Source organism: Aminobacter sp. BE322 (assembly GCF_050433525.1).
In the GTDB taxonomy this organism is placed as follows: domain Bacteria; phylum Pseudomonadota; class Alphaproteobacteria; order Rhizobiales; family Rhizobiaceae; genus Aminobacter.
On the sequence record NZ_JBNPXB010000028.1, the window covers coordinates 1 to 17,076 of the forward strand.

Here is a 17,076-nt window from a genome sequence, read left to right on the forward strand (position 1 = left end):
ACGTTCCCAGAAATGTCTCGGCCATGCTGGCCGGCGTGCTGGCGGATGCAACCAACCTCGGTCCGAAGCGCATGGCGAGTGCGTCTAAAGGGATCAGTGCTCACCAAATTGGCTGGATGCGCACCTTCCATGCAAGATCGGAGACCTACCGGGCGGCGCAAGCCTGCATCACCGATGCGCATACCCGTCACCCGCATTCACGCCTCTGGGGCAACGGCACGACATCTTCGTCAGATGGGCAATTCTTCCGCGCGAGCGATCGGGCGGCGAAGCGCGGCGACGTGAATCTGCACTACGGCAGCGAGCCGGGCTCGAAGTTCTATAGCCATCTCTCCGATCAGTACGGCTACTTCAGCATCCTGCCGATCAGCCCGACCGAAAGCGAGGCGGCCTATGTGCTCGATGGGCTGTTCGATCAGGACACGATCCTCGACATACAGGAGCACTTCACCGACACCGGCGGCGCCAGCGATCATGTCTTCGGATTGTTCGCCCTGATCGGCAAGCGCTTTGCGCCTCGACTGCGCAACCTCAAGGATCGGAAGTTCCACACGTTCGAGAAAGGCGATGCATATCCAGCGTTGTCGAACCACATCGGGGCACCGATCAACGCTACTCTTATCCTCGACCATTGGGATGATCTGCTTCATCTCGCAGCGTCGATCACGACGCGCGCCGTTGTGCCGTCCACGATCCTCAAGAAGCTGTCAGCATCACCGAAGGAAAGCCAGCTCGCGCGAGCGCTACGGGAACTTGGCCGGATCGAGCGATCGCTGTTCATGATCGAATGGTACTCGAGCCCTGCACTACGCCGGCGATGTCAGGCCGGTCTCAACAAGGGCGAGGCGGCGCATAAGCTGAAGCGCGCCGTCTTCTTCCACGAGCGTGGTGAAATCCGGGACCGATCGTTCGAAAGCCAGGCGTTCCGCGCCTCCGGCCTCAACCTCGTCGTCAGTGCAATCGTGCACTGGAATACTGTCTATATCGAACGGGCCGTCACCCACTTACGCAACGCACGTCGCGAGATTCCGGATCACCTACTCAAGCACATCTCGCCGCTGAGCTGGGAACATGTCAATCTGACCGGAATCTACACGTGGGATAGCGAGCAGCATATGCCTGAAGGCTTCCGGAAACTTCGCCTTCCAGTCGGACTGCGGCGGGCCGCATGAGTTCCCGCTTCGTTCGTCCTTAGCGTACGATTTCGCAGTGCTCTTGTTCTGACCCCTTCTGGCGTTCGGTTGCGAACGAATATGGGGCGGCCTCTCCACTTGGCGGTGAGAGACATTCCTGGTTCCACAGAGGAGATGTCAATCTCGATCGTGGAAAGGGCGCGGGTCGAGGCATCAGGACGCATTTGATCGATGAATGGCCAGGCTGCGCCCGCAAGGCCGACAACGCCAGCCATACCGGTCGCGACATAGAGGAAATCGCGTCGCGTCGGTTCGCTTGTCGTGGTATCTGGCAAGACACACTCCCTTGACGCTGCAAGTTCCTGGTTGCGGACGGCAGATGTGCGGTTCGTAAGGAACTTACCCAACTGACAGAGTCTAGGGCTAGAATTAGGCTGAGCCAATAGCTTGGTAGTGCGGCAGCTGAACGCAGCTGAGGGTCCTGCGAGTCACCGCTCTATTTCTTAGGATCTTTGTTGAAGGCTGATGGCGACCGGACCGGCAGCAGGAGGTTCCTTCGAAGCGGGGCACCAGTTTTTTCGGCTACGGGGGTTCCAACAGGCAGCTACAGAGCCATAATACCAGCCATGGTCCAGCAGCGATACACGAACCGGGCGCCCGCGGCGTCGAGTTTATCATGTCGGCCATCGAATTTGAGGACGGTGCGGTACAGGTTGATGCCGCGATCATCGCCATGGGACCTGAATCGGAGCCTCGCTCGTGCAGCCGCTCATCCGTGACGGCAGGATAACCTGCAGGCACGAAGCTGGCGAAGGGGATGATGCCGGACATTCCCGGCTTACCTTCTTTTTCCGTAACCGGCGGCTCCGGGTCATCGTCACTGAAAGGGGAACCATCATCCAGCAGTCCGCCGTCGATTTCGGCGAGCGGCCGCTTGGGGACAGTTCGCGGAGGCTCGGCGAATGATGGGGAAGGAGAAGCGGCTCCCTCTGATCATCGACTCGTCGGATCAGCTTCCCAGCGCGACCATTCTTAAGCGTTTTCCGCTGCCGAGGAATTTCGGAGTCGCTCCGGACTCAAGGATAGAGGAAGGGCAGGTGTGGAAGGCTCCCGCTGGCGCTTCCCGCACCAAGGCGTTCACGATCTACCGCTATGATCCCGATAGCGGCGACAATCCGACGCTGGACATTTTCGAGGTCGATCTCGACGATTGCGGCCCGATGGTTCTGGACGCGCTCATCTGGATCAAGAACAAGGTCGATCCGACGCTGACCTTCCGCCGCTCCTGCCGCGAGGGCGTCTGTGGCTCCTGCGCCATGAACATCGACGGGACGAATTGGCTGGCCTGCACCCGAGAGATTGCCGAGACGGATGAGGCAGGGCGCATCTACCCTTTGAGCAACATGAGGATCGTTAAGGATCTGGTCCCCGATCTGACGCATGTCTTTGCTCAATACGCCGCTATGGAGCCTTGGCTGCATTCCAAGACGCCCGCACCGGAAAACGAGCGACTCCAGTCACCGGAGGAGAGATCGGAACTGGACGGCTACTATGAGTGCATTTTGTGCTTCTGCTGCACTTCCGGCTGTCCGAGCCACTGGTGGAATGGCGACCGTTTCCTTGGTCCGGCCGCTCTGCTCCAAGCCTATCGCTGGCTTGCCGACACGCGGGACGAGGCCACTGGCCAGCGCCTCGACGACCTCGAAGATCCCTTCCGGCTCTATCGCTGCCATACGATTTTGAACTGCACCCGGACTTGCCCTAAGGGTGGAACCCCGGCAAGGCGATCGCCGAGATCAAGAAAATGATAATCGAACCGGCGAGCTAGGAATGTCGTCGCCAGGAGCACGAGGGCGTCCGCTTTCGCCCAACATCCAGATATACCGACCGCAGCTGACCTCGGTCCTGTCCATCGCTAACAGGATTACAGGCGTCATCCTGAGCGCGTTCGCGGTACTCATGGTCGTATGGCTGATTGCCGCGGCCTCAGGACCCCAACCGTTTTCAACGGTGCAGCGATCGATCGGGTCATTGTTCGGGCAGATCCTGATGCTTGGATTTACATTCTCGTTCTTCATGCATCTCTGCGGAGGCATCCGGCACCTCATCTGGGACACCGGCCACGGATTCGAACTCCGCTCCATCTATGCCTCGGGATGGGCGGTAGTCGTCGCCAGCATCCTGCTCACTGCGCTGACCTGGGGTGTCAGCATTTGGATGGGAGTAGGGTAGATGCGCAAAGTTCCGACGCCCACGCCGCTAAACCACGCGCTCGCGCTTGGATCGTCCAGAAAGGGCGCGGGGGAGTGGTGGGCTGAGCGACTATCGGCGATCGCGCTGATACCTCTGACGATCTGGTTTGCGGCCTCTGTGATCGCGCTCACAGGCAGCGACCATGCCGCTTTTGTCGCTTGGCTAAAGACGCCCTTCGCAACGATCTGCATGATACTCCTGTTGATCGCGCTCTTCCATCATACGGCTCTTGGCCTCCAGGTCATCATCGAAGACTATGTGCATTCCGGCGCGAAGTTCGCGGCGATCATCGCAACGCGGCTGGGCTGCTTCGCGTTGGCGGTAGCTGGCATCGTCGCCACGTTGCGCATCCCATTCGCCGGCTGAACCTACTCGTACGATTTGGCAGGACGTGTCTGCGCATCAGCGAACCGAGTGCCATCTGGTGGCGAATGCCTGAGAGAGGACGGATCCATGCTCGTTGAGAAAATCACACCTGTGGCCCGGGAGAGGCTTTTAACGGTGAGGCAGGACGCCCCGCTCATCGAGGCTGCGAGACTTCTTCGCGATGGCAGATCCGATCTGGTAGTCGTATGCGGCGCCGATGGGCTGCTGACGGGTGTGGTGACGAAATCAGATGTCGTTGCTCAGATCAGCCAATGCCTCGGAGCCAGTTGCACCACAGGAATTTCGTCCGTCATGACCCGGGATGTGACCTCCTGCCGGCAAAACGACTGGCTGCACGATATTTGGGCCGTGATGAAGGAACGGCAGTTGAAGAATGTTCCCATAACAGATGATGCTTCCCGTCCGATCGGCATCCTCAACGCTCGCGATGCGCTGCAGGCACTGATGCAGGAAGTGGAGCAAGAGGAAGTGCTCCTGCGGGAGTACGTCATGTGTGTCGGATATCGATGAACTGGACCCTACCACCATGTCCCTATCAAAGGCTACGCTCCACTAACCGGGTTAGCAAGCTGTTGGTCGTAAGCGGCACGCGGGACCTCAATTCGTTGTGCTAGGCTCGGGTTGCCCGCTGGTCGATCTCGTATCGTCGTGCGTCTGCCTTCGGAAATTGCACAATGCGCATATATCTGCCGCTCGGCACCACACACTCGCCATGTTGCCTGCCAATCTGCAGATGCGACAGCACATCATCTTGTCAGCCTTGACAGCGGAAGTTAAGCCCTATGTTCTTGGGCGTGTGCAGCGTCGCAGCCGCAACGCTGTTTGGCTCGGATCCCTATGCAAGACGCTCGTCATTGCGGAAGGGGCGCGTTCGAACAAAGGGTTGAAAATGTCTGGAAAGAAAAGTTTTGGCGGCTCTGGAGTGTCCTCTCGGTTGATATCACGTCGCAGTCTGCTCGCTGGGAGCGCGGGTCTGACGGTAGCGGCGGCGATCGGCGGCGGCCGTCGGGCGAGCGCCCAGGAGAGTGACTCGGGTCAATCCTCGGGAGGCGCCCAGACACATGAGGTGCAGATGGTCAATAAGGACCCTGAAGGGCGTCCCATGCAATTCGTCCCGGCATACCTGAAGATTGCACCAGGCGATTCCGTGAAGTTTGTGGCGACCGACAAAGGCCACAACTCGGAGCCGATCCTCGGAATGATTCCAGAAGGCGCCGAAACGTGGAAGGGGAAGATCAATGAGGAGATCACAGTGACCTTCGATGTAGAGGGCATCTACGGCTACAAGTGCTTGCCGCATTTCGCCCTCGGCATGGTCGGCATCATCCAGGTCGGTGATAGCACCGAAAACCTTGATTCCGCGGAGACGGCCAAACTGCCCGGCAAAGCCAAGTCGCGCATGGCTGAACTAATCGCCCAGGTTGGAAATGGCGCCACCGCGCCCGCCAATTAGATACAAGCGACTTTCCACCTTCGAGAGACCAGACGTGGTTTCACCCAGTCTCACCGGGTGGTCAGTGGAAGGCGCAACAAGGACCGAGGACGACAATGAACAGATCCGAACGAGATGCCTCTTGGGAACTGCCCGACGGTGACGCGGTGGCTCCTCCGGCGACGCGGGAAGTCAGGTCGGAGGAGGGAATAGAGGGTGTCCCGGCAATTTCCCGGCGGTCGCTTCTTGCCGGATCGGTAGGCCTGACACTTGGTTCTCTCGCTGTTTCGCAGGAAGCTTCGGCGCAGAACGCTGGTGGCACGGTCCGTGTAGCCGAGCATGGAGCTCGCCACGCGAACCGCGTTGGTAGCCTCAGCCAGCGGCTATATTCGTTGCCCAGTGTTGTTGCCGACGATGTGGCCCATGATCCCTCTGTGGTCCCGCCTTCGATAGCACGCCAAGAAGCCGAGATCGTCCGCGTCGATTTGGAAACCGTTGAAAAGGAAGCGCGGCTCGACGAACGCGCCAGCTTCCGCTTCTGGACTTTCAACGGCACGGTGCCCGGCCCGCTCGTGCGGGTGCGGGTTGGAGATACGGTTGAAGTCTTTCTCAAGAACCGGGAAGACAGCTGGCTGATGCACAATGTCGATTTCCACGCAGCCACGGGACCTGGTGGGGGAGCGGAACTGACCAGTTGCGCGCCCGGAGAAGCAAAGGCCTTCCGCTTCAAGGCTCTGAACCCGGGACTTTACGTCTATCACTGCGCCGTTCCGCCCGTGGCCATGCACGTCGCAAACGGCATGTATGGGATGATTCTGGTCGAACCCGAAGGTGGCCTCCCGCCGGTTGATCGGGAATTCTATGTCATGCAGGGAGAGATCTACACCACTGAGCCTTTCGGGTCAGAGGGGCTGCTCAACGAGGATTACGACAAACTGCTCAACGAGCGGCCGGAATATTTCGTGCTCAACGGTCATGTGAGTGCGTTGACGGACCACTACCCGATGAAAGCGAATGTCGGCGAAACAGTCCGGATCTTCTTCGGCAACGGCGGTCCCAATCACGTATCATCATTCCACGTGATCGGCGAGATTTTCGACAGGGTCTATCTCAATGGAAGCGTGACGAAGCCGCCGCAGACGGATGTCCAGACGGTCGTTGTTCCTGCCGGTGGCTCCGCCATTGTGGAGCTCAAGCTCGAGGTACCCGGAAGATACGTTCTCGTAGACCACTCGCTGTCGAGGGTTGAGCGCGGTCTCGCAGGCTGGCTCGACGTCGAAGGCGAGGAGGCGCCGGACATTTTCGAACCGATTGCATCGTAATAACGCCGTGCGACAGAGTGGCGACTCCTCCTTGGTCGCCTGAACGAAGGTGGCCTTGTCTTGTTCGATGCTCTCAAAGTAGAGGGCTGGCCAAGCGGGCCAGGTTCTCAGCCACCTTGCTTGCGATCGGGCGCTTTTCCCACTCTCTGAGACTCAGCGCGTTGCTCGAGGCGAAATATCGACTTTGCTGGTGCCTGAGCCGCTCCACAACCCTCTCGTCAAAAGCGACGAGGCTTACCTCCGCGTTGAGAACAAACGAACGAATATCGATATTGCTGGAGCCAAGTATCGCGATTTCATCGTCGAACGTGATGTGTTTGGCGTGGAGGAAGGCTTCCTGATATAGATGCACCTTAATACCTGCGGAGAGGAGTTCAGAATAAAATGATCTTTGTGCAAGGTTTACCAGCATCTGGTCCGTCACGTTTGAAACGACCAATCGGACCTCAACTCCTCGCAACGTTGCTGTTTTGAGTGCCTGCAGAAGAGGCTCATCCGGCACGAAATAGGGGGTCGTGATGATCACACGCTCGCGTGCGCCGTGCACGAGCGAAACGATAAGATGTCCAATGCCAGCATCCGGATAATCCGGGCCGCTGGGAAGCACCTGCGCCACAACGCCACCTCCGGGCGGGTTGTGGGGAAACAAGACAGGGTTGGCTATCTCCTCGTCTGTCTCCATAAACCAGTCGGCGATAAATACAGTTTGGATTTCGGTCGCGACCGGGCCGACGACGCGGGCGACGAGCTCTTCGTTAACGACGCCCTCGCGAAAATCGGCATTGATGATGTTTTGGGAACCTAGGTAACCGACGCGACTATCGATCACAGCGATCTTACGATGGTTACGAAGGTCGGCGCGGGCCGACCTTCGACGGAAGAGCCCGACGCGCAGCGCGAGCCGAACCTCCACACCGGCGGGAATGAGCAATCTAGAGACGCGGCGAGCCCACCGCCGCGACCCGATGGCGTCAATGAGAACCCGGCACTTCACTCGGCGTTTTGAGGCGCGCTGAAGTGCGCCGATGACACGCAAACCAGTCTCGTCGTCGGCAAAAATATAAAAAAGGAGGTGAACCGTCGCTTGAGCCGCATCGATATCCGCAATCATGCGGTCGATGACCTCATCATATCCGGAGAGAAGCTCGAAGTCGTTGCCGGCGACGGTCGGGAACTGCCCGAGCTTTTCCACCAACAGAGCGGGGCCCGAAAGATTGTCCGGCAGGTCGGGGCGGCGACAGTAACGGGAATGGGAAATCTCCCTGGACGCAGCTGCAAGAACGGCCGGCAGTCTGAGAAACCGCTCGCGACGCCAGCGAGGGTAAGTTGGTCTTCCTATGAGGAGATAGATGAGGAGCGCCGGGATCGGCAACAAAAACACGAGGATAAGCCAACTTCGCGCCGCCTCGGGAGAGCGCCGCATTGGCACGATCGCAACCATCGCCAATCGGATTGACCATTCAACCATCACGTACCCGACCGCCCAGGCTTCGCTCATAAGGGGTATCACGCGTCTGTCCTACACCGCTTTCGGCTGGTCGTTCCAGCCTTGCCCTTCTGCCCTTCTCCCATGGCGCCGATCCGGATGGAGTACCGGGGCTGGCGAAGCTCAGTTGGGCTTACGTATCGCCGTATGGCGGGCGAAGCGGCGAGACTAAGATTGGTTTTTTTCGACTGCAGTTCTGTACCCTGCGCCACTCTTGGTGGAGAGGCGGCATTAAACCAGTCCAGAAACCAAAGCACTCAATCCGGCTTCCGCCGATCCTCGGGCTGCGTGTGCTGCTTCTCATATGATCCGCGCGTTACCTTCAGCGGGTCGCTCGCGAGAAAGGTTTGCTCCAGCTCAAGAGTCAGTTCCTCGTCGGCTTCGCGCTTCAAGCGCTCGGCTTCTCTCGGGCTTTCCTTCGTCTGTCTTGCCATGTCCATCCGTTGGCATCTGTCGTTCCGCTCGAAATCTACCCTGCAGGATCTCTATCAGCGCCAGCGTAACAGCAATCGTAGCGGGACCAAGAACCAGTCCGGAAGCCCCGAACAGGATGATCCCGCCGACCGCGCCGATGAACATCACTAAGGTATGCAGCTTCAGTCGCCTCCCCACCAGAACCGGGTAGAGCAGATTGTCGATGGTCGCTATGATCACGCCGCCCCAAATGACCAGGATGAGCGCCCGGGTCCATTCGCCTTGGAACGCGAGAAAGAGAGCGGCCGGCACCCAGATGACAAAGGCGCCGAGTACCGGCACGATCGCCAACAGGCCCATGATGAGTCCCCAAAAGACCGGTGTCGGCAAGCCAAGCCACCAGAAAATCAGGCCTCCGAGCGTCCCCTGAACAGTCGCTACTGCCATCGTCCCGATGATCGTGGCGTGAACGGTGTCCGCTAAGCGTCGTACCACGAGCCCCGTTTCGCTCGGCTGCAATGGCGAAAGCTTCGCCATCACGCGCAACGCCCTTTCACGGTCGCGCAGGAAGTAGAAGAGAATGTAGAAGGTGAGGACGAGGCCGATCACCTGACTGACCGAGCCGCGAAGAAGCGAGGTGCTCTGGCCAGTTAGCCAATGGGCGAGACCGCCGAGCGCACCGGCCGGATCGAGCCGCTGCTCGAGCCAGGCCGCAGCTTCGGCCAGCCTGGGGCGGTTGCCGATGGTCTCACGCCAGTCCAGTGTCCGCAGCGCGTTCTCCAGATAGGTCGCGCCGCCGGCGGCCTCGCGGACGAGTTGCTGTACCACCAGGAGGAGCATCCCCAGGATCACAATTGCCGCGGCCGCAACCGCGATGAACGCTGCGAGATCGCCGCTGCCAAGACGCGAGTGGAGCCAGCGATGAGCTGGCGCAAGAAGAATACTCAGCACCAGCGCCCAGGTGAGAGCGGGTAGAAAGGGCAGGGCCAAGCGGTAGCAGAGAAACAGGCCGAGGCCCGTCAATGCAAGGATCAAGAGTACTCTGACGCCACCTGCGTCCAATAAGCCTTTGCCGAGTTCGGCACCAGCGCGACGCTGTCTCGGACGGTTCTCCTCAACTGCCATTAGGCCATCTTGCCGTTTCGGCTAGCGTTGTCACCCTTCTTGCATCAAAGAAAATGCCGAGAACGGGTAGAGCAGCAAGGGGCTTTCGTCAGGACGTGCCGTCTCGCTGGATTGAGAAAAAGTTGCGCATAGGCCGAATTACATCGTGATCGCGAGTTCGGTGTTCTTCCCGCAGCGGCCTGGAGCGACTCTACGCGACTGGCGGCAAAGGCTCTATCTTGCATATGGAATGCACCCGGAGCCCGGCCGCGGGTTTTGTCTCCCGGCATTCGTCTCCGCTCACCCTGACGATCCGAACCGCCAATTTCTTTGACGAGCCGGTGGGGATCGCCACCTTGCGCGCGCGTCACGCTCCACCCATACATGGCGACGTGGTTACCCGAAGCGAGAAATCACCTCCTCGTGACAAACCAGCTAAGGCCGCCCAAGTGTGATGACGATCGCGTGAACGAATTCGCGCCACGATTCTTATCCGTTGCATAAACGGCGGGACCGCCAGTCGCGTAGCATACTAATTCATACTCCAGGGGGTCCATCCGTCGCTGCGATGGACTCGGCACAGGCCAGTGGCCTGTGCCTGGAGCCCAGCGATACGAATATCGAGGATTCCGATTTGATGCAGCGCAACGCAGACGCCGTGCCGTCCCGTAGACATCGGCAGGAGACCCGGCGACGAGGGTACCGTGGCTCGGGCGGCTGCGAAACAAGATTGTGTAGCTAAGGCGTGTTCGCACTGGAGGCTTGGCAAGATGAAGAAGACGCACTTCAACATTTGGTACTGGATCGCGGCCTTCATCGGTATGATGATTTTCCAGTACCTCTTCACCACAGCGCAGCAGGTTGCGCAGATCCCCTACAGCGAGTTCGAGAGCCACCTTCAGGCCGGGCGCGTCGCTGAGGTGCAGGTGTCCGACCGCTTCATCCAGGGCACGTTCAAACAGCCGCTGAAAGGGGGCCAGACCCGGTTCATCACGACGCGCGTCGAGCCGGAGATCGCGGACCAGTTAAGGCAGCAGGACGTGGTCGTCACAGGGCAGATAGAAAGCACTTTCCTGCGTGACCTGCTGTCCTGGGTCATTCCGGTCGCTCTCTTCGTCGGCGTGTGGATGTTCCTGATTCGCCGTATGGGCGGCGCAGGAGGTGGGCTGCTCCAGATCGGTAAGAGCAAAGCTAGGGTCTATGTTGAAACCGACATCAAGGTCTCCTTCGAGGACGTGGCCGGCGTGGACGAGGCCAAGGCGGAGCTGCAGGAGATCGTCGACTTCCTGAGGAATCCGGGGGATTATGGCAGGCTTGGTGGGCGTATGCCGAAGGGCGTCCTGCTTGTGGGGCCACCCGGCACCGGCAAGACGCTGATCGCAAGGGCGGTGGCTGGCGAGGCCAAGGTGCCGTTCTTCTCCATTTCCGGTTCGGAGTTCGTCGAGATGTTCGTTGGCGTGGGCGCGGCCCGCGTGCGCGACCTGTTTGAACAGGCGCGCGCCAAAGCGCCGGCCATCATCTTCATCGATGAGCTGGACGCCCTCGGTCGCGCCCGAGCGGCGGGCCCCATGATGGGCGGTCATGACGAGAAGGAACAGACGCTCAACCAGCTCCTGGTAGAACTCGACGGCTTCGACCCGACGATCGGGGTGGTGCTTCTGGCCGCTACAAACCGGCCGGAGATCCTGGATCCTGCACTGCTGCGCGCCGGCCGCTTTGATCGCCAGGTGCTCGTGGACCGTCCGGACAAGCAGGGTCGCATCCAGATCCTGCGTGTTCACATGAAGAAAGCAAAGCTGGCAGCGCATGTAGACGCAGAAAAGGTCGCTGCGCTGACTCCCGGCTTCACCGGCGCGGATCTTGCCAACCTGGTCAACGAAGCGACCCTGCTAGCCACCCGCCGCAGGGGGGATGCTGTGACGATGGAGGACTTCAACAACGCTGTCGAACGCATCGTGGCTGGACTTGAGAAGAGAAACCGCCTCCTGAACCCGAAGGAGCGCGAGGTGGTCGCATATCACGAAATGGGCCACGTATTAGTCGCCCTGTCGCTCCCCGGCGTCGACCCCGTTCACAAGGTGTCAATCATCCCGCGCGGGGTAGGCGCGCTCGGCTACACCATCCAGCGTCCTACCGAGGACCGCTTCCTGATGACGCGCGATGAACTCGAGGACAAGATGGCGGTGCTGCTTGGTGGCCGAGCCGCCGAATGGGTCATCTTCGGCCACCTGTCGACGGGGGCGGCCGACGACCTCGCCAAGGTGACCGACATCGCCCGCGCAATGGTGACGCGCTACGGCATGTCCGAGAAGCTGGGCCATGTCGCCCTGGAGAAGGATCAGCGTTCATTCCTCAGTCCAAATCCAATCGTCGCGTATCCGCAGGAGCACGATTTCGGTGAGGCGACGGCCGACACGATTGACGCCGAGGTGCGCGCAATTGTTGATCGCGCCTTTTCCCGAACCGTGGGCCTGCTCACGGAGCGGCGCGGGCTGCTTGAGAAAACCGCGCGCCGGCTGCTCGAGACAGAGACGCTCGACGAGGCCGAACTCTTGTCGCTGATCGATGGTGCGAGTATCTCGCGTAAGAACGCTTCCGCAACTGAGCACGTCAAGCCAACATCCCGCGCTGGCAAGTCGCTCGGGCGCTGACAACTTTCGACGGTGGAGCTGTTTTGCCGCAGCAGTTCTGCTCTTCAAGGAAGTTCCAGCTCTCCCAGAACGGTTGCTGGTCGTCTGCGCTTCAGATTCGAAGACAGGATTGGTCCAGCTAGCCCCAGGCTACAATCGCAGCGGACATCGTGAGTCTTCGCCTGTTAAAGGCGATTTGGCGCGGTGCTGGCCGCCATTCTCGTCACGCTCTTAGGGACGCCTCTTCGAAATGTGGCATCGGGAGTGGCGATCATCGGGGCTGGCACGCTGAAGCATTCGAGCTTGCTTAACTACATTTCAGCTCCCGGCTTAGTCGATCTCGCGTCAATTGGCGACCTCAACGGCAGTTAGGTGAGACCGCTCAGCCGAATGCTCCAGTGCAGTTCGGAGTCGGAGCCATGGCAGCGTAACCTTCCTGCATTGGGCCACGCTTTTGATCGAAATCAAGGCAGATAATGGCGCAAGAAGTGATGCAATCTTGCGATCCCTTTGGGCTGGATTGTGTGACCACGCGGGCTTTCGTTCCCATCTCGAACTCGGACATCATGGCTTCTCTTGTAAGCGGCAAGCTGGTTGAGGTTCTCAAAGCGGTGGCGCCGCTCGTCGGTCTCGTCTGTCTGCTGCAGGTGTTGGTAGTGCAAGCGCCGCTGGAGCTTTTCCTTCAGTTCCTCACCGGCGCAATCTTGGCGATGGCGGGGATGCTGCTAATGTTTCTCGGCATCGATCTCGGTGTCTTACCGATGGGTCGGTTCATAGGAGCCGAGCTGCCGAAGAAGGGCTCCATTCTGTTGATCGCGGCGGTCGCGTTCAGCATAGGCTTCGCGACAACCGTCGCGGAGCCTGACGTGCTGGTCCTCTCGGGCCAGGTGGACACGACCTCCGGTGGCGGAATCCCCGGACTGGCTGTGCTCTACGTGATCGCCGTTGGAGTTGCCGCGCTGACCGCCATTGCTGTCGTCCGGGTGATCTTCGGCTGGCCCATGCGCTATCTCGTCTCGGGAGCCTACCTGCTCGCGCTAACTCTTTCCGTCTTCGCGCCGGAACAGTTCGTGCCGCTGGCATTCGACTCCGGCAGCGTCACCACCGGGGTTCTTACGACGCCGGTTGTTATCGCGCTGGCAATGGGACTGAGCTCGGTGCTGGCGGGACGATCCTCGGTCAGTGACGGCTTCGGCATTCTGGGTCTTGCGTCCGCAGGCGCGATCATCACCGTTCTGTTGATGGGGCTCCTGTGGTCGTGAGCAGGGCATTCCTCGATACCGTTTTCGAAACCGCTCTGAGCGTCATCGTCGCCATTGCGCCGCTGGTCACGCTGTTTCTCCTTTTCCAGTTCTTCATGCTCAGGCTGCCGCGCCGCCAGGTAAAGGACATACTTCTCGGCACCGTCCTCGCCGCAGCGGGGCTCTTCCTGTTTCTGCTCGGTGTAGGCATTGGATTTCTTCCGTTCGGGCGCGCCATCGGCGAGGCCATCGGCACCATGCGGGAGCCTTGGCTGCTCGTCCCGATCGGCCTGTTTCTCGGCTTCGTCACGACCTGGGGCGAACCAGCGGTCCGCATTCTGGCGGATCAGGTGGAGGATGCGTCCAACGGGTCCATTCCGGGGGTTCTGGTTCTCTATGCTGTCTGTCTCGGCGTTGCCGTTTGGGTGACCCTCGGCCTTCTCCGCATCACCTACGGCATTCCGTTGCTCTACTTCCTGGTGCCCGGCTACGGCATCGCCATCGTGATGATCTGGCTGAGCGACAAGGATTTCGTATCGATCGCTATCGACGCCGGCGGTGTCGCGACGGGTCCGCTAGCGAATACGTTTCTGCTCGCTCTCGCCCTTGGCGCCTCGACCGCGATGGGGGACCAGGATCCGGTTACCGACGGTCTCGGTTTCGTGGCTTTGATTGCCTTGGCGCCGATCATTTCAGTCATGATGCTCGGGCTGTTCATCGGCAGGGCGAAACGCGCAAAGGAGTGATGCAGATGTTGGATCCGTGCCTGATCGTGAGCATTGTTCGTAAGGGGTGGGGGGATACCGTCCTCGAAGCGACCATGAATGGCGGGGCGCACGGCGGAACCGTTTTGATTGGACGCGGCATCGGACGGAACGAGCAGATGCGTGTCTTCGGCATCCAGATCGAACCGGAGAAGGAGATCGTGCTGACTGTCGTCCCTGCCGCACAGAAGGATCATATCCTTGCAGAAATCGAGCGAGCGGCCGAGCTTAACGCGCCAGGGAAGGGGCTCGCATTCGTCCTGCCTCTAGAAAAGGTGGTCGGGATCGTTCATCTCGTGCAGGAGCCGCCGTCCTGAACGACGGCTTGAACTGTTCTCATTCCTCTTCGCCCGCCAATCGTATCTCCGATCAGCCGCGCGTCATGTTGCACGGCTGACACGATCTCCTGTGCCACGCCGCCGATCAGGAACTCCAAAGCCGAGCTTATGCGTCCCCAGCACCACGAAGGTCCATGCCCTGCTCCCGCGCATGTTGGGGTGGGAACAAGAACTGTTCCCGCAGACACGCTAAGACCGAACGAAGCACGAACGCGCGTGATTGATCTGTAGATGAAGCTTCCCGGCCGGTTGAAAACATTCGGCTGATGGCGACCAATTTCCCTTGAAGTCGGTGTGTGGCAAGGGAGAACGCAAATGGGGAGAAGACGGCTTGTCAGCTCAAAGGAAGCGGCGATACTTCTGGCCATAGCGACAGACGAGGATAGTCTGATCCGCCACTTTACACTCGACCCGGCAGATCGGTTGGAATGCGAACTCCGCCGCCGACCGCAGAACAAGCTGGGCTTCGCGGTCCAACTCTGCACTATGCGCCAAACGGGGCGGCTCTTGTGGGATAATGAGGAGCCACCCGCGGCTGTGCTTACCTATCTTGCGGATCAGCTCGGCATCGACGCGCGCCTCTACGCCTTGTATGCGAACCGAATACAGACGCGTTTCGATCACAGTCGGTCTTTGATGGCCTATCTCGGTCTCCGGACCGCCTCTAGGGCCGATCGTCGCGCGGCTCTTGTGGCTGCAGTCGATGCGGCGGCCAATGGCGATCACGGGTTACCGATCGCGACAGCAGTCATTGCCGAGTTCCGGAAGCGACACGCCCTCCTTCCCTCGCTGCATTCCATCGAGAAGATCGGTCTCGGCGGTCGCGCGATAGCCCGCCGACGAGCTGAGAAAGAACTCGTCGAACGTATCCCGCCCGATCAGCTTAGATCATTGGACAGGCTGTTGGAGGTTGACTCGTCGATCGGCCAAACGCGCTTTCATTGGCTGCGCTCGGCGCCGGAAGCACCGGGCGCGTCGAACCTGATCGGGCTGACCGAACGGATTGCCTTCCTGCGCACGCTGGAAATCGATCCGACACTGCAGATGCGCATATCATCCGGACGGTGGGACCAGATGATCCGTGAGGGGAACGCCACGCCAGCCTGGCTGGCCAGCGATTTCAACTCTAGCCGCCGGCACGCTCTGATCGTGGCGCAGGTCATCAAGCTCGGACAAAAGCTCACCGACGATGCCGTGACGATGTTCATCAAGCTGATGGGTCGGCTGTTCTCGCGAGCCAATAACCGCAAGAAACAGCGACACATGGAGTGTAGGCCGGATACCGCCAAGGCGCTGCGCATGAATGGACCGGCTTTGCGGATTGCTTCACGCATGTTCGCACCGGCGACGTCCCAAGAAATGTCTCGGCCATGCTGGCCGGCGTACTGGCGGATGCGACCAACCTTGGTCCGAAACGGATGGCCGGCGCGTCCAAAGGCATCAGCGCTCACCAGATCAGTTGGATGCGAACCTTCCATGCTCGGTCGGAGACCTACCGCGCGGCGCAGGCCTTGCGTGACGGACGCACACAGCCGCCATCCGCATTCTCGCCTTTGGGGCAATGGCACGACGTCATCATCTGATGGCCAATTCTTTCGCGCGAGCGACCGAGCCGCAAAGCGCGGCGACGTCAATCTGCATTACGGCAGCGAACCCGGCTCAAAGTTCTACAGTCATCTTTCCGATCAGTACGGCTACTTCAGCATCTTGCCCATCAGCCCGACCGAAAGTGAGGCGGCTTATGTGCTCGATGGGCTATTCGATCAGGACACGGTCCTCGACATCCAGGAACACTTCACCGATACGGGTGGCGCGAGTGATCACATCTTCGGCCTGTTCGCCCTCATAGGCAAACGCTTCGCGCCGCGACTGCGCAACCTCAAGGACCGGAAATTGCACACCTTCGAGAAAGGCGATGCACATCCGGCACTATCCAGCCACATTGGCGCCCCGATCAACACCACACTGATACTCGATCACTGGGATGATCTCCTCCATCTGGCGGCGTCGATCACCACGCGATCCGTGGTGCCGTCCACAATCCTGAAGAAGCTGTCCGCATCTCCGAAGGAAAGCCAACTCGCACGAGCGCTGCGCGAGCTCGGCCGCATCGAGCGCTCGCTCTTCATGATCGAGTGGTACTCAAGTCCCGCACTACGCCGGCGTTGCCAGGCCGGCCTCAACAAGGGTGAGGCGGCACATAAGCTGAAGCGCGCCGTCTTCTTCCACGAGCGTGGTGAAATCCGTGATCGGTCGTTCGAAAGCCAGGCCTTCCGCGCCTCCGGCCTCAACCTCGTCGTCAGTGCGATCGTCCATTGGAACACGGTTTACATCGAACGGGCCGTCACCCACTTGCGCAGCATGCGTCGCGAGATTCCGGATCACCTGCTCAGGCACATCTCGCCCCTGAGCTGGGAGCACATCAACCTGACCGGCATCTACACCTGGGATGCAGAACATCAGATGCCCGAAGGCTTCCGGTCGCTCCGACTTCCGGCTCGGTTACGCCACGCCGCATGACGTTCACGCTCCGTTCGACCTTAGCGTGTCGCGGGGAACAGTTCTTGTTCCT

At 59.9% G+C, this 17,076-nt stretch carries 13 protein-coding genes and 3 pseudogenes; 13 read left to right on the top strand and 3 right to left on the bottom strand.

Annotated elements, in window-relative coordinates; translation table 11 throughout:
• Nucleotides 1-1,172: Tn3 family transposase (locus J2X50_RS23390; protein WP_429098452.1), on the top strand; the 1,172-nt coding region annotated here is incomplete at its 5' end.
• A gap of 62 nt (nucleotides 1,173-1,234) precedes the next feature.
• On the opposite strand, the pseudogene J2X50_RS23395 reads toward J2X50_RS23390, so the two are convergent.
• Nucleotides 1,235-1,408 (bottom strand): annotated as a pseudogene (locus J2X50_RS23395) (ubiquinol-cytochrome c reductase iron-sulfur subunit N-terminal domain-containing protein); the annotation flags it as partial.
• Between the two features lie 484 nt (nucleotides 1,409-1,892).
• Here J2X50_RS23395 and J2X50_RS23400 point away from each other — a divergent pair.
• The 7 genes and pseudogenes from J2X50_RS23400 (at nucleotide 1,893) to nirK (ending at nucleotide 6,527) form a co-directional block, all read left to right on the top strand.
• Nucleotides 1,893-2,099 carry a DUF6522 family protein gene (locus J2X50_RS23400; protein WP_077547589.1) on the top strand — a complete coding sequence of 69 codons (207 nt, stop codon included), beginning with the start codon at nucleotides 1,893-1,895 and terminating at the stop codon, nucleotides 2,097-2,099.
• A gap of 62 nt (nucleotides 2,100-2,161) precedes the next feature.
• Nucleotides 2,162-2,961, top strand: a pseudogene (locus J2X50_RS23405) (succinate dehydrogenase iron-sulfur subunit).
• Nucleotides 2,962-2,963: 2 nt separating this feature from the next.
• Nucleotides 2,964-3,365: a succinate dehydrogenase, cytochrome b556 subunit gene (gene sdhC, locus J2X50_RS23410; protein ID WP_077547588.1), complete on the top strand. Its 402-nt coding sequence runs from the start codon at nucleotides 2,964-2,966 to the stop codon at nucleotides 3,363-3,365.
• On the top strand, nucleotides 3,366-3,752 hold the full coding sequence (gene sdhD, locus J2X50_RS23415) for a succinate dehydrogenase, hydrophobic membrane anchor protein (RefSeq protein ID WP_077547587.1): 387 nt from the start codon (nucleotides 3,366-3,368) through the stop codon (nucleotides 3,750-3,752).
• 87 nt (nucleotides 3,753-3,839) lie between these two features.
• Nucleotides 3,840-4,283 carry a CBS domain-containing protein gene (locus J2X50_RS23420; protein ID WP_077547586.1) on the top strand — a complete coding sequence of 148 codons (444 nt, stop codon included), beginning with the start codon at nucleotides 3,840-3,842 and terminating at the stop codon, nucleotides 4,281-4,283.
• Between the two features lie 202 nt (nucleotides 4,284-4,485).
• Complete coding sequence (locus J2X50_RS23425; protein ID WP_318290404.1) at nucleotides 4,486-5,226, top strand: pseudoazurin; 741 nt, start codon at nucleotides 4,486-4,488, stop codon at nucleotides 5,224-5,226.
• A 95-nt stretch (nucleotides 5,227-5,321) separates the two neighbouring features.
• On the top strand, nucleotides 5,322-6,527 hold the full coding sequence (gene nirK, locus J2X50_RS23430; RefSeq protein ID WP_077547585.1) for a copper-containing nitrite reductase: 1,206 nt from the start codon (nucleotides 5,322-5,324) through the stop codon (nucleotides 6,525-6,527).
• 73 nt (nucleotides 6,528-6,600) lie between these two features.
• Here nirK and cls read toward each other — a convergent pair whose 3' ends face one another.
• Together cls and J2X50_RS23440 are read right to left on the bottom strand one after the other, a co-directional pair.
• Nucleotides 6,601-8,025, bottom strand: coding sequence for a cardiolipin synthase (cls, locus tag J2X50_RS23435; protein WP_184702553.1), 1,425 nt, complete (start codon nucleotides 8,023-8,025; stop codon nucleotides 6,601-6,603).
• Nucleotides 8,026-8,370: 345 nt separating this feature from the next.
• Entirely contained in the window at nucleotides 8,371-9,552 is a 1,182-nt protein-coding gene (locus tag J2X50_RS23440) for an AI-2E family transporter (RefSeq protein ID WP_429098455.1), read from the bottom strand.
• 749 nt (nucleotides 9,553-10,301) lie between these two features.
• Here J2X50_RS23440 and ftsH point away from each other — a divergent pair.
• The 5 genes and pseudogenes from ftsH (at nucleotide 10,302) to J2X50_RS23465 (ending at nucleotide 17,024) form a co-directional block, all read left to right on the top strand.
• On the top strand, nucleotides 10,302-12,182 hold the full coding sequence (ftsH, locus tag J2X50_RS23445; RefSeq protein ID WP_429098457.1) for an ATP-dependent zinc metalloprotease FtsH: 1,881 nt from the start codon (nucleotides 10,302-10,304) through the stop codon (nucleotides 12,180-12,182).
• A 455-nt stretch (nucleotides 12,183-12,637) separates the two neighbouring features.
• Entirely contained in the window at nucleotides 12,638-13,423 is a 786-nt protein-coding gene (locus tag J2X50_RS23450) for a DUF1538 domain-containing protein (RefSeq protein ID WP_429098459.1), read from the top strand.
• On the top strand, nucleotides 13,420-14,148 hold the full coding sequence (locus J2X50_RS23455) for a DUF1538 domain-containing protein (protein WP_429098461.1): 729 nt from the start codon (nucleotides 13,420-13,422) through the stop codon (nucleotides 14,146-14,148). Before J2X50_RS23450 ends, J2X50_RS23455 begins: the two co-directional genes overlap by 4 nt.
• Nucleotides 14,148-14,483, top strand: a complete 336-nt coding sequence (locus J2X50_RS23460) for a P-II family nitrogen regulator (RefSeq protein WP_429098462.1) — start codon at nucleotides 14,148-14,150, stop codon at nucleotides 14,481-14,483. The genes J2X50_RS23455 and J2X50_RS23460 overlap by 1 nt, the downstream gene beginning before the upstream one ends.
• Before the next feature lie 336 nt (nucleotides 14,484-14,819).
• Nucleotides 14,820-17,024 (top strand): annotated as a pseudogene (locus tag J2X50_RS23465) (Tn3 family transposase).
• The last annotated feature ends 52 nt before the right edge of the window (nucleotides 17,025-17,076 follow it).

Bases quoted from the DNA above. Each gene is read 5' to 3' on its own strand.
- J2X50_RS23460 (WP_429098462.1), top strand. From the start codon at position 14,148: ATGCAGATGTTGGATCCGTGCCTGATCGTGAGCATTGTTCGTAAGGGG.
- nirK (WP_077547585.1), top strand. From the start codon at position 5,322: ATGAACAGATCCGAACGAGATGCCTCTTGGGAACTGCCCGACGGTGAC.
- J2X50_RS23420 (WP_077547586.1), top strand. From the start codon at position 3,840: ATGCTCGTTGAGAAAATCACACCTGTGGCCCGGGAGAGGCTTTTAACG.
- sdhD (WP_077547587.1), top strand. From the start codon at position 3,366: ATGCGCAAAGTTCCGACGCCCACGCCGCTAAACCACGCGCTCGCGCTT.
- ftsH (WP_429098457.1), top strand. From the start codon at position 10,302: ATGAAGAAGACGCACTTCAACATTTGGTACTGGATCGCGGCCTTCATC.
- sdhC (WP_077547588.1), top strand. From the start codon at position 2,964: ATGTCGTCGCCAGGAGCACGAGGGCGTCCGCTTTCGCCCAACATCCAG.
- J2X50_RS23450 (WP_429098459.1), top strand. From the start codon at position 12,638: ATGGCGCAAGAAGTGATGCAATCTTGCGATCCCTTTGGGCTGGATTGT.
- cls (WP_184702553.1), bottom strand. From the start codon at position 8,025: ATGAGCGAAGCCTGGGCGGTCGGGTACGTGATGGTTGAATGGTCAATC.
- J2X50_RS23440 (WP_429098455.1), bottom strand. From the start codon at position 9,552: ATGGCAGTTGAGGAGAACCGTCCGAGACAGCGTCGCGCTGGTGCCGAA.
- J2X50_RS23425 (WP_318290404.1), top strand. From the start codon at position 4,486: ATGTTGCCTGCCAATCTGCAGATGCGACAGCACATCATCTTGTCAGCC.